Genomic DNA, 12,659 nt, shown 5'->3' with positions numbered 1-12,659 from the left:
ATAAGTAGCCACATAAATTATAACTAAAATAAATTAGATGTCTATGATTTTAGAGAAAAACAAAGAAATTCAATATATGAATATGCGTAGTATTGCATTAAATATTTTAGCCTTTAAATTCTTTGAAAGAGGCTGGAGGTTGTTCCAAAATTGTTTGTCCAACACTTGTTGTTGGAGCAAACTGTTTTGGGCACAACCTCTTTCATTAGAATTTTTGGCTGAAATATTTACGCAATCGAGCATATCATATATTGAATTTCGGTTGTTATCCACTAAACCATGATTCTACGTCCTTTATTTATCCTCTGTACAACACTCATTACTTTTTAGAAGATGAGTTATTTTTTATTTTTAAAAGCATCAATACAATTATCAAACTTAAATTAATAATTGTAATTAAAATACCTGATAGCAATCCATATGTGCCAAAAGAAAAAAACTTATAATTTGAAACGCTTGAAGAAACACATACTGGATAGTTACTTGTAAGCTTTATGAGACCTGTCCCAAGTCCTAAAACAACAGTATAAGAAAAATCCATTATTATGACAGACCATAAACTTTTAAATATAGATAATATAAATGAAAAAATAATTCCTAATGTGAATATATTAAAAATAGTTAATATATCTAAATCATAATATTTTATATGTATAATCATATAGATAATGCCTGTTATCATTATTGCAGATAACTCGCTTTGTTCTTTTTCTATGATTCTATAAACATATCCTCGTACTAATAGATGTACCATTATGCAATGAATCAATAATGCTATTATCCACATTACTAATTCCAAATAAAAGCTAGCATTTTTTATATCAAATGATACACTTTTTATGAAATATAAAATAACAATTATTAATACACTATATCCAAGGCCTAATCCCATCCCTATCAACGTATCTATTCCAATTGCGTCAAATTTAAATATCTTTATCTTTCTTTTTCTATCAACTACAAATATTAAAATACACGTGGCTATTATAGTTGCTAATAAAGATATAATTTCATGATAAAGCTGCATTGTCCCATCTGATTTTCCAATAAAATCAACCAGAATATATAGCTTAAAAAATCTTTCTGTTATTACAACAAGTACAATCCATATTATAAAAAATAACAGACATTTTCCTAACGTTTTTAACTTATTCTTCATAAAATGTTTTAGTCCTTTCTCTATTAAGTAAAATGATTTCTTCTCATATTATACCATTTTAATACATCTATATATATTATTTTATATAATATATCATTCTAATTATTTATTTTAAAGAATAATTAACAATCATAAATTATTAATTTTTTTATTTTATTATTGACAATATGAAACATTTTTGAATATAATTATTATAAACTTCATATTTTAAATGTAATGAAAAGGAAAAGTAGATATATATTTGATGCAAAGAGAAAGAATGGTTGGTGTGAATTCTTGTGATTAATATATTGAATGTAGCCTTGGAACTTTTAAAGGAAATCGTTTAGAGAGTAGAATTAAACGGATGCCTACCGTTAAAAAGGCAATAATATCGATAAATAGTTATCTGTATTATATTAAAGTGTGTATTTCTCAATACAAATTTAGGTGGTACCGCGGTGATTCGTTCTTCGTCCTATACTTTTAGGATGAGGATTTTTTATTATACAAATGTTTTATTTTTATAACTCCATTACAAAGTTTATAATAGCAAAGGAGTGATTTATTTGAAGTATAGTGGAGCTGAAATATTAATTAAATTATTAGAAAATCAAGGTGTTAAATATATTGCAGGTATTCCTGGTGGTTTTAATCTTCCAATTTATGATGCTTTATACGAAAGTAAAAAAATCAAACATATACTGGCACGTCATGAACAAGGTGCAGGATTTATTGCACAAGGTATATCTAGAACAACAAATAAACCTGGGGTATGCTTTGCAACTTCTGGACCTGGAACCACAAATTTGCTTACTGCTATTGCAGATGCTAAGCTCGATTCTATTCCTCTAATCGCAATAACTGGACAAGTTTCCTTAAGTGCAATAGGTACTGATGCTTTTCAAGAGGTAGATGCTTATGGACTAACCATTCCAATTACAAAACATAATTTTCTAGTTAGAGATCCGTATGATTTATTAACTATTATTCCAGAAGCTTTTAAAATAGCTTCTGAAGGTAGGCCTGGTCCTGTTCTTATTGATATTCCAAAAAACATTCAAACATCAATAATTGAATGTGATGAATATTTTTTAAGTAATAGTTCAAAGCAAGAAAATACAATAGACTCTATTATATCTAATGATACTAAGAATACATCACATATAAAAGAAAAAATAAAAACTTCATTGAAAAAATCCACATTATTATGTATAGCTGAATTAATTAATGATTCTAGGAGACCTATAATATATGCAGGTGGTGGAATTATAAATGGCGACTCCAGCAAAGAACTATATGCTCTTGCTAAAAAAAATAATATTCCAGTATCATTAAGCTTAATGGCTTTAGGTGCTATTCCTCATGATGATACTTTAAATCTTGGAATGCTTGGCATGCATGGTGCACCTTATACAAATTATTTATTAAATGAAGCTGATTTAATTCTAGCATTAGGTACACGATTTGATGATAGAGCCACAGGCGATATTAATACATTCTGTCCAAATGCACAAATTATTCATATAGATATTGATCCATCTGAAATCAATAAAATAAAAAATAGCAACTTATCAATGGTTGCAAATGTTAAGGACTTTTTGATTGAAATTTTGCCTTATATAGATGAAAGAAAAAGAAAGCATTGGACTCAAAGAATTGCCTGCTTTAGAGAAAAATATCCCCTTCCATCTTATGGGCAACAATTGCATCCTGCAAATATAATACCATTTATAGGATCAAAGGTGGATTCATCTACAATAGTAACTACTGATGTTGGGGAACATCAAATGTGGGTTGCCCAAAGATACCCATTTAATACCCCAAAAACACTTCTTACTTCTGGCGGACTTGGAACTATGGGCTTTGGACTTCCTGTAGCAATTGGTGCTGCTTTAGCTAACAAAAATACTCCTGTAATCTGCTTTAGTGGTGATGGCTCAATACTTATGAATATTCAAGAGCTTGCAACTTTAGCCGATTTCAACCTTAATGTTAAAGTAATAATTCTTTCAAACCATCATTTAGGACTTGTACGTCAACAGCAAGAATTATTCTTTAGTGGTCACTACATCGCTTCAAAATTTATATCAAACCCAAACTTTAAGATTATTGCAGAAGGATTTGGAATTAGTTCAATTGATTTTTCTTTCGAAGAAAATCCTTTAGAAAAATTAGAAGAAGTTTTAAATATACCTGGTCCTTATTTAATAAATATACCTATTGGAGAGTGCGAGAAAATTCTTCCAATGGTCGCACCAGGCAAATCAAATATTGAAATGATAGGAAGTGAAGAGTTTAATGATTAATACAAAGTACTATTTATTAGAATTACTTGTAAGAAACCATCCAGGTGTGATGAGTCATATTACTGGATTATTTGCTAGACGAGCTTTTAACTTAGAAGGAATTTTGTGTGCTCAAGTTGGAGATGGTTCAACAAGCAAAATGTTCTTGCTTGTTAAAAACGATTCAGTTTTAGATCAGATCATTAAACAAGTTGAAAAATTATATGATGTACTAGAAGTTAATTTACATCAAGATTATGATCAAAATGTATTTGAAAATCTTGATAAAGTTCTTAAACTTGAAAAGTAACTAAAAATTAAATTTATAACACGTTAATCGACAATTAATGTGTTATAAATTATGAGCTTAGGTAAAACAAAGAATTTCGGTATATGAATATGTGTAGTATTGTATTTAAATTTTTAACTTAAATTTTTCTACTGTTGACATATCATATATTGAATTTCGGTTGTTATCCACTAAAACCTAATGTTAAGTTCATTATTTATTTTTTGTAAAATTTTTTACATATATCCTCTTGATTGTTTTCCAAAAAATCCTTATACTGTATAAGGACTTTATCTTTTGTTCTTTAATACAATAAAATATAAAGTCTACATAAATTCTATAGTTTTTCAAGGGGGAAAAACAAGTGGACAATTATAAAGGTATCTTATATGCTATTCTTTCATCATTAGCTTATGCTATAATGCCAATCTTCGCAAAAGTCGCCTATGATAGCGGCTCTAATTCTACATCTGCACTTATTTTTAGATTTTTGATTGCAGGCGTAGTTCTACTTATTTATCTTAAAATAAAAAAAATTAATCTCAAAATTAGTTTTAAACAATTTTTTATCTTATTTATCATGGGTGCTTTGGGATATACAATTACTACAGAGACATTATTTTTATCTTATAATTATTTAGATGTAGGACTTGCGACTACTCTTCACTATATTTATCCAGCAATAGTTTGTTTACTTAGCTTTGTGTTTTTTAAAGAAAAGGTTGGATATAAAAAGATTATTTCGTTGATACTTTCAATTTTAGGAGTTTACTGTCTTATTGCCTTTGAAGATAAATCATTAAATACAGTTGGAATTATTTTAGCCTTATTTTCTGGCTTATGTTATGGAATTAATGTTGTAACATTATCTTTAAAAGAGCTAAAGGACATAGATCATACTGTTTTAACTATGTATGTTTGTTTTGGTGCAACACTCGGGTTAATTATATATGGTGCTTCTACAAATTCAATAATCTTAAAATTTAATTTTGAAATCATATATTCATATTTAGGACTATCTATAATTTCAACTATATTTTCAATGATTCTTTTACTTAAAGCAATTGAACTTATTGGCTCAACTTCTGCTTCAATTCTTGGAACCTTTGAAGCTATTATGAGCATATTTTTAGGAGTTATTTTCTTGGATGAAAAATTGAACTTTGCTTTAATTTTAGGAAGTACACTAATCGTTATTTCAACTATTATTTTAGCTAAAGATAAAAATAATACTAAGCATAATTCTACTATTATCAATAAATTTAATATTACAGGTAAAAAAAATTCTTCAACTTTACCTATATAATAAAAATATAATAATTACTTAAAATTTCATTTTTTCAGAAATTTTGTAATTATTATATTTTTATTGTTTTTTCTAATTTATCAGATTAATTTTATTTTCTTTTCTAATCATTATTCTTACTTTAAATAAATCTCCATCTATTATAACTTCAAATTTTCCTCCTTGGAGCTCAATTAAACTTTTTGCAATTGCAAGGCCAAGTCCCGAACCTTCTGTTGTTCTTGAAGAATCTCCTCTTTTAAATCTTTCTAAAATTTCTTCTTCATTCATATTTAATCGATATTTTGATATATTTCTAAAAACTATACATACAAATTCTTCTTCTTCACTTACATTAATATAAACTCTTGAATGATCCATAGAATACTTAAGTATATTTGAAATAATATTTTGAAAAACCCTAAATGTCTTTTTGCCATCAGCATAAATAATCACTTTATCATATGGAATTTCTTTTATAAATGACAATGTTGATTTCTCTATTTTTTCTTCAAACTCACCTAAAGTTTGTCTAATTAGAGCTATTAAATCTATATTTTCCATATTTAATTCCATATTTCCTGATGAAGCTTTTGACACTTCAAATAAATCTTCAATAAGCACCTTAAGCCTATTGCTTCTTTCCTTTAAAATACTTATATATTTCTTTTTCTCTTCCTCTGATATATCTTCCTTATCTAAAAAGTCTATATAATTTATTATTGAAGTTAATGGAGTTTTTAGATCATGTGAAACATTTGTAATAAGTTCACCTTTCATTCTTTCGCTTCTTACAGCTTCTTCTATGACTTTGTTTAAACCATTTTCAATATTTTTTATATCATAAGCAATTTGTTTAAAAATTTTAACTTTACTAAGGCTTGCTTCATTATTATATTTTCCACTTAAAATGCTACCTACTGCTGTTTGAACATAATTGATATCACATTCAAATGTAAATACATAAACTAGTAATACTGCTGTTAACAGAAAACTTATGAAGATTAAAAATATCTCTTCAATATTCATACTAAATATATCATACCATCTTATATAATGATATCCTATATGATGTGCTGTTATTAATAAAACTAAAACATATAAAAATATATATACTATTTTTAATAACAACCTATTTTTTGTTGATTTAATTATTAAATTACCATTAAACTCATTACATATTTTACTATAGCCACTTCTAGTTTTATTATGTATAAAATAAATCAATGATTTGTCTTTTATATATTTGTCTAACTCTTCTTTCTTATTAATTAACCCCATTTTATATGCATCGCATATTGCAACATATATTAACAATAAACAAATAAAAAATCCAGAAATATAATCATAAGAAAAAAAGTCCCTATAATTTGATATTTCATGCAAATACGCTATAAGGTTCATTGCAATAAATATAAATAAAATTCGTATTTCAATAAATAGTTTACTATAAAACAAATCAACTATATTATTTCTATATTCCAATTTGTATTTTTTATTAATTATAAAAATTCCCACTAATAAAGATAAAATTATTGATATCCCTATCATATATCCAGTAGCTATTACACTCTTACTATAATAATAACGTGTTATTCCTAAAAATCCTGTTATTATTAATATATTAATAGATATAACTAGAACTAGAAGATTAAAGCTAATACTTTTATTTTTCAATTTTGTATCCAATTCCCCACACCACCTTTAAATATCTTGGTTCTTTAGAATTTATTTCTATCTTTTCTCTTATGCGCCTTATATGAACTGTAACTGTATCAACATTTCCAACCACCTGTTCATTCCATACCCTTTCATAGATTTCTTCAATTGAAAATACTCTATTAGGATTTTCCATAAGAAGTGTAAGTATCTTTAGCTCAAGTGGAGTAAGTTTAACTACTTCCCCTTCTGCAGTAACTACTTTACTTTCTTTATCCAGTGTTAATCCACCTATAACTATTAAGTTTTCATCTTCTTTTAATGAAGAAAACCTTGTATATCTTCTTATTTGAGAATTTACTCTTGCAATAAGTTCAAGTGGATTAAATGGCTTTGTTATATAATCATCTGCTCCTAAATTGAGTCCTAATATTTTATCAGTATCTTCTGACTTTGCTGAAAGCATAATTATTGGAATTTGTTTTTCTTCTCTTATTTTAACAGTAGTTCTTGTCCCATCCATATTGGGCATCATAATATCCATAATTATTAAATGAATTATCTCATCTTCTAAAATTTTAAGTGCTTCTATTCCATCATATGCTTTAAACACATTATACCCTTCATTTTTAAGATATATTTCAATGGCTTCTGTTATCATCTCATCATCATCAACCACTAAAATATTATAGTCTTTCATTCACTATCGCCCCCATATTTAGCTAAATATTACACATCACTTTTAAATTATATCATTAATAGAAATAAATCCCTTATGTATTTATATTAATATATTAAAATTACATAATTATCATTAAAATTCTTAAGATTTTCGAAAGAATAGTATTTTATTTAAAATTTAAATATTTTAAGAAAAGTTATTTTTTAACAAAAATAAAAAACTATAGTAAAATTAATATACAAGAAAAACTTGCATAAAGTCATTTTACTATAGCTTTTAACCCTACGTAATATATTATATATGGAATTTTAAAAATTGCAATTTAAAATTTATTTTGTAAAATTCTATTTACAAAAATTAACGCTTATTGTATGGAATTTCTCTTCCTTTTTCAATTGTATTATCACTTAAATCTGAATTTTCTGAATATGATTTAACTTTGGATTGAGACATAGATCCGCCTTTTTGAATTAACTTATCTTTCGAATTTTTTGACAAATGTAATCAACTCCTTTCAAAGTTATTATTACACAATAAATTTAATATTATTATTTAATTTTCATATTTCCTTCAAGATAATTTACAAACTGCTTTGCTGTTCTTGGTGAACGACCATTATAAAATCTTACCCATTTTAACGCTTCAGCTCTTAAATATTCTGGATCTACTTCTATATTTCTTTCTTTAACTAAGCTTTCAACTATAGCTAAGTATTCCTTTTGATCTGGTGAATAGAATGATACAGTAATTCCAAATCTGTCTGATAAAGATAATTTCTCTTCAACAGTATCAGAGGCATGAATATCATTATTTCTTTCCTCAAATGTTTCCTTAACTAAATGCTTTCTATTAGTTGTTGCATAAATAATTATGTTATTTGTATTGCTTTCTATTCCACCTTCTAAAATTGTTTTAAGTGCTGAATAACTTGCTTCTCCATCTTGAAATACCAAATCATCCACAAATATTATAAATTTCAAATTTTTATCCTTTAACACTTCTATTATCTTTGTAAAATCAGTCAATCTGTCCTTATCTACCTCTATCAGTCTAAGGCCTTTATCATAATATTCATTTATTATTGCTTTTACAGTTGAAGATTTTCCTGTACCTCTTGAACCATATAGAAGTAAATTGTTTGCTGGATGTCCATTTAAAAATTGTAATGTGTTATTTATTATAATCTTCTTTTGGTCTTCATACCCAACTAGCTGTGATAGTTTTACTGGATCTGGATGCTTTACACCTCTAAGGTAAGCTTTGCCTCCATCTCTCTCCCAAACAAAAGCTCTATATTCACCAAACTCACCAGTTCCAAACTTCTTATAAAATTCAATAATATCTTCTAAACATTCTGACCATTTATTAGAATCAATAATCTTTTTCTTTAGCTTATCAATAGATTTTTCTGAATCATCTATGCCTTTCTTTGAATCCCATTCAATTAAATTTTTAATTATGCCTTCTTCAAAATCTATTCCTTTTGTCTTATATAAGATTAAATCTTTAATAGTTTTACATTCAATGCTACATATATATTGTAAAGCTTCAAGTTCAAATGAAACTTGATTTACTATATTTTTTTGACTTAAATCATTACAGTCTATCATTTTAGTAAACGCATTATTATCTAAAAATATTTTATCAATTATGTACTTTTTAAAATTAGTCTCATTAGATTCTTCTAAAAGCTCATATACAAATTCATTATAAAATGTTATGCCTTCTGAAACACTTATATCATCATATCTTAAATATTTTAATAATGCTTTATATTTTATTAATACATTATCATCTTTTAACTTTTTAAATATGCATAAAGAATCTATCATTATATGTGCCCTTTTTATTTGTTCAAAATATGTGTCCATTTTCCTTCCCCCTAAATATTATGCTTATGCTTTTTCTTATAAATTATGAATAATTATATATTTATCCATAATTATATCATTTCAAGTTACATATTCCAAATATAGCTTTATAATAACCAAAATCACTTAAATGAACATATTATAAATGAAATTATATTGTCTAAAACAAATTTAGATGCTATAATAAAAATTATGTTTGTACGTGGGTGGGCGAGGGAATTTTGAAAGTTAGGTCGAAAGGATGGAAAAATTTTTTAAATTAAAAGAACACAATGTTAGCTTTAAAAGTGAAACTTTAGCTGCTTTAACATCATACTTTGCTTCTGTATACATACTTATAGTCAATGCAAGTATATTAAGTGATTCAAATGTTGAAGTTCAGCCACTTATTATAGCTACAGTCTTATCTTCTGCTTTAGGCACAATATTGGTTGCATTTTTTAGTAACGCACCACTTATAATCATGCCAGCAATGGGACTTAATGCTTTATTTACTTATACAATGGTAAATAATTTAGGACTAACGTTTTATGAGGCTTTAGGTTCAGTTTTCATTTCAGGTATACTGTTTTTAATTATAGCAGTTACTCCTATTTCAAAATTATTAATGGAAGGAATACCAGACAGCATAAAAGAAAGTATAACAATTGGTATAGGACTTTTTATAACTTTTCTTGGTCTTCAAAAATCAGGAATCGTTGTTGCAGATAGTTCTACAATAATTTCTCTTGGTAATTTAAAATCACCAAATGTTATTTTATTTATAATTGTTATGCTTCTAACGATTATTTTATTTATTAGAAATGTTCGTGGAAGTTTTTTAATTTCAATAATAGTCGGAACAATAATAGCGTCTTTTATGGGGATCATAGATTTAAAGAGTCTTACATATACTATGCCAGATTTTAAAGAATATAAAAATATATTCTTCAGCATGGACTTCTCAGCCATTAATAATCTAAATTTTTGGATTTCAACTTTTTCATTAACATTAGTATTAGTTTTTGAAAATTTAGGTATTCTTCATGCACAAGTAAATGTTATGCTTGATAAACCTGAGAAAACTTCTAAAGCTTTAAAAGCTGTTTCTATATCAACTATAGGGTGTGCACTATTAGGTTCAAGTCCACCAGTTTCAGTTGCAGAAGGAACTGCTGGTATAGCTGATGGTGGAAGAACTGGATTTACAGCTATAATATGCAGCTTATTGTTCTTAATATCATTATTTTTTATTCCTTTTATAAGCATAATTCCAGATGAAGTTTTAGCTCCTATACTAATAATTCTTGGATGCCTTATGAGCCAAAGCTTAAGAAATATAAATTTCCATGATTTGAGCGAATTTTTACCAAGTTTTCTTATTATAGTTCTAACTCCGCTAACATATAGCATTGTTGATGGTATTGGTTTTGGATTTATTGCTTATCCAATTTGTAAAATATGCATTAAAAAAGGAAATGAAGTTTCTCTTCCTATGTATATAGCCTCAGTTGCCTTTTTTATATATTTTATTATATCAGCATATATTAATTAAAATTAATGCATACTTTTTTGAAATAATTTTATATAAAAATAGCTGCTTAAAAACAGCTATTTTTATATAATTTATATTTATTTTATTATTTCTATCTAAAACTATGATTTTTTAATAAACTTTGCTTTAAATCATATAATTTTTGAGAAAGATCAACATAATATTCCTGTGGGTTTACAAATCTCTTTACTTCATCCCAAAGACTTTCTACTTCACTTTCACAATATTCTCGTATTTCCTGAATTGATGGACTTTCATATACACATTCTCCTTTTATAAATATAGGGATCTGCATTTTTCTTACTTCAAAATTCTTTAAGATTTTTCTTTTCCATGTGTGTATAGGATCAAATATTTCATATTCATCTTTATTTATTATTTCATCATGTAACGCTATTACATCTCCAATAGCTTTTTTGCTATCTTTGTCATAAAATCTATATAATGTTTTATATCCCGGATTAGTTACTTTTTCTACATTTTCAGAAATCTTAATTCTTGGAACAAGTTCTCCATTTTCTTCTACTGCACATAATTTATATACTCCACCAAAAACAGGTTGTGATTTTGAAGTAATAAGTCTTTCTCCAACACCAAATATATCTATTGGTGCCTTCTGATTTAAAAGTTCACTTATGATTTTTTCATCAAGACTATTAGATGCTACTATTTTGCAATCTTCAAGTCCAGCTTCATCTAACATCTTTCTTGATTTATTTGAAAGGTATGTTAAATCTCCACTGTCTAATCTTACACCTTTAAGTCTCTTTCCCATTGGTTCCAAAACTTCTTTGGCAACTCTAATGGCATTTGGTATACCACTTTCAAGTACATTATAAGTATCAACTAATAATGTTGTATTATCTGGATTGTGCTTTGCATATGCAGAAAATGCTTCGTATTCATCATTATATAATTGAATAAAAGAGTGAGCCATTGTTCCTGATGCTGGTACATTAAACTCTATATCACTAAGTGCTGTTGCGCTGCCATGAACTCCACCAATATATGCGGCTCTTGCACCTAAAATTGCTGCATCATAGCCTTGTGCTCTTCTTGCACCAAACTCTAAAACAGTTCTATCCTTAGCAGCTCTTACTATTCTATTAGCTTTTGTAGCTATAAGGCTCTGATGATTTATTGTTAAAAGCAGCATTGTTTCAATAAGTTGTGCTTCTATTACTGGTGCTTTTACAGTTACTATAGGTTCATTAGGAAAAACTACACTTCCTTCTTTTACTGCATAAATATCCCCAGTGAACTTAAACTTCTTTAAATATTCTAAGAACCCTTCATTGAATAAATTTTTCTTTCTTAAATAATCAATATCTTCACTTGTAAATCTCATATTATTCACATATTCAATAAATTGTTCTAATCCAGCTGCTATTGAAAATTGTGCATCATCAGGACTTTTTCTAAAAAACATATCAAAACATACTATTTTGTCTTTTTGGTTATCTACAAAAAAAGTGTTACTCATTGTAAATTCATAAAAGTCTACCAACATTGATAAATTTCTTTCATTTTCTAAATTAATATTCATAGTTTACACATCCTTCATTTTTATATAATTTATTTTTATTTTGAAAATTCTCAATTTCAAAAATCATGTCCAAAGCTATATTTCTATATTCTCTATGTGGATATTCTGTACAATTTTCATTGTAGCCTTTTTTAATTTCTAATACATTTTTATTAGAACACATACACATTTCAAAACGTATAGTTTCATCAAACCACTTACCTGTATCTACCAAGAAAATAAGTTCAGCTATATTTTTTTCATACACATTTGAATTCTTATAAATTGCTTTAGAATGTTCTTTATATTCAAAATGTGATACATTCAGATATTTATATTTTTCATTATTTAAAATCTGCTTTATTATTATTGTTAAAATATTTTTCAT

The 12,659-nt window shown here is 26.6% G+C and carries 11 protein-coding genes and 1 other annotated feature; of the genes, 4 read left to right on the top strand and 7 right to left on the bottom strand.

Features of this window, described 5'->3' with window-relative positions:
* Positions 1 to 319 precede the first annotated feature (319 nt).
* Positions 320 to 1,159 (bottom strand): CPBP family intramembrane glutamic endopeptidase, encoded by an 840-nt coding sequence (locus tag BN2920_RS11030; protein ID WP_058295059.1) that lies wholly within the window; start codon positions 1,157 to 1,159, stop codon positions 320 to 322.
* A gap of 207 nt (positions 1,160 to 1,366) precedes the next feature.
* Positions 1,367 to 1,622: a binding site (T-box leader), on the top strand.
* Between the two features lie 85 nt (positions 1,623 to 1,707).
* Here BN2920_RS11030 and ilvB point away from each other — a divergent pair.
* From ilvB to BN2920_RS11015, 3 genes are all read left to right on the top strand, one after another.
* Positions 1,708 to 3,447: a biosynthetic-type acetolactate synthase large subunit gene (gene ilvB / locus BN2920_RS11025; protein WP_058295058.1), complete on the top strand. Its 1,740-nt coding sequence runs from the start codon at positions 1,708 to 1,710 to the stop codon at positions 3,445 to 3,447.
* Positions 3,440 to 3,736: an acetolactate synthase small subunit gene (ilvN, locus tag BN2920_RS11020; protein WP_058295057.1), complete on the top strand. Its 297-nt coding sequence runs from the start codon at positions 3,440 to 3,442 to the stop codon at positions 3,734 to 3,736. Before ilvB ends, ilvN begins: the two co-directional genes overlap by 8 nt.
* A gap of 343 nt (positions 3,737 to 4,079) precedes the next feature.
* Entirely contained in the window at positions 4,080 to 5,021 is a 942-nt protein-coding gene (locus BN2920_RS11015) for a DMT family transporter (protein WP_083498771.1), read from the top strand.
* 72 nt (positions 5,022 to 5,093) lie between these two features.
* Here BN2920_RS11015 and BN2920_RS11010 read toward each other — a convergent pair whose 3' ends face one another.
* The 4 genes from BN2920_RS11010 to BN2920_RS11000 form a co-directional block, all read right to left on the bottom strand.
* Positions 5,094 to 6,689, bottom strand: a complete 1,596-nt coding sequence (locus tag BN2920_RS11010) for a sensor histidine kinase (protein WP_058295056.1) — start codon at positions 6,687 to 6,689, stop codon at positions 5,094 to 5,096.
* Positions 6,667 to 7,359 (bottom strand): response regulator transcription factor, encoded by a 693-nt coding sequence (locus BN2920_RS11005; protein WP_058295055.1) that lies wholly within the window; start codon positions 7,357 to 7,359, stop codon positions 6,667 to 6,669. The genes BN2920_RS11010 and BN2920_RS11005 overlap by 23 nt, the downstream gene beginning before the upstream one ends.
* Positions 7,360 to 7,698: 339 nt before the next feature.
* On the bottom strand, positions 7,699 to 7,839 hold the full coding sequence (locus tag BN2920_RS21755) for a hypothetical protein (RefSeq protein ID WP_172437801.1): 141 nt from the start codon (positions 7,837 to 7,839) through the stop codon (positions 7,699 to 7,701).
* 50 nt (positions 7,840 to 7,889) lie between these two features.
* Positions 7,890 to 9,212 (bottom strand): ATP-binding protein, encoded by a 1,323-nt coding sequence (locus BN2920_RS11000; protein ID WP_058295054.1) that lies wholly within the window; start codon positions 9,210 to 9,212, stop codon positions 7,890 to 7,892.
* Between the two features lie 241 nt (positions 9,213 to 9,453).
* On the opposite strand from BN2920_RS11000, the gene BN2920_RS10995 reads away from it, so the two are divergent.
* Complete coding sequence (locus BN2920_RS10995; protein WP_058295053.1) at positions 9,454 to 10,746, top strand: NCS2 family permease; 1,293 nt, start codon at positions 9,454 to 9,456, stop codon at positions 10,744 to 10,746.
* Between the two features lie 91 nt (positions 10,747 to 10,837).
* Here the strand turns inward: BN2920_RS10995 and BN2920_RS10990 are convergent, their stop codons facing one another.
* On the bottom strand, positions 10,838 to 12,292 hold the full coding sequence (locus BN2920_RS10990) for a nicotinate phosphoribosyltransferase (protein ID WP_058295052.1): 1,455 nt from the start codon (positions 12,290 to 12,292) through the stop codon (positions 10,838 to 10,840).
* The gene (locus BN2920_RS10985; RefSeq protein ID WP_058295051.1) at positions 12,282 to 12,659 is read right to left on the bottom strand and encodes a hypothetical protein; all 378 of its coding nucleotides are present in this window, start codon (positions 12,657 to 12,659) and stop codon (positions 12,282 to 12,284) included. Before BN2920_RS10985 ends, BN2920_RS10990 begins: the two co-directional genes overlap by 11 nt.

The sequence above is a fragment of the Clostridium neonatale genome (genome assembly GCF_001458595.1).
GTDB classification, from domain to species: Bacteria; Bacillota; Clostridia; order Clostridiales; family Clostridiaceae; genus Clostridium; species Clostridium neonatale.
This window is presented reverse-complemented; position numbering and strand designations above follow the sequence as displayed.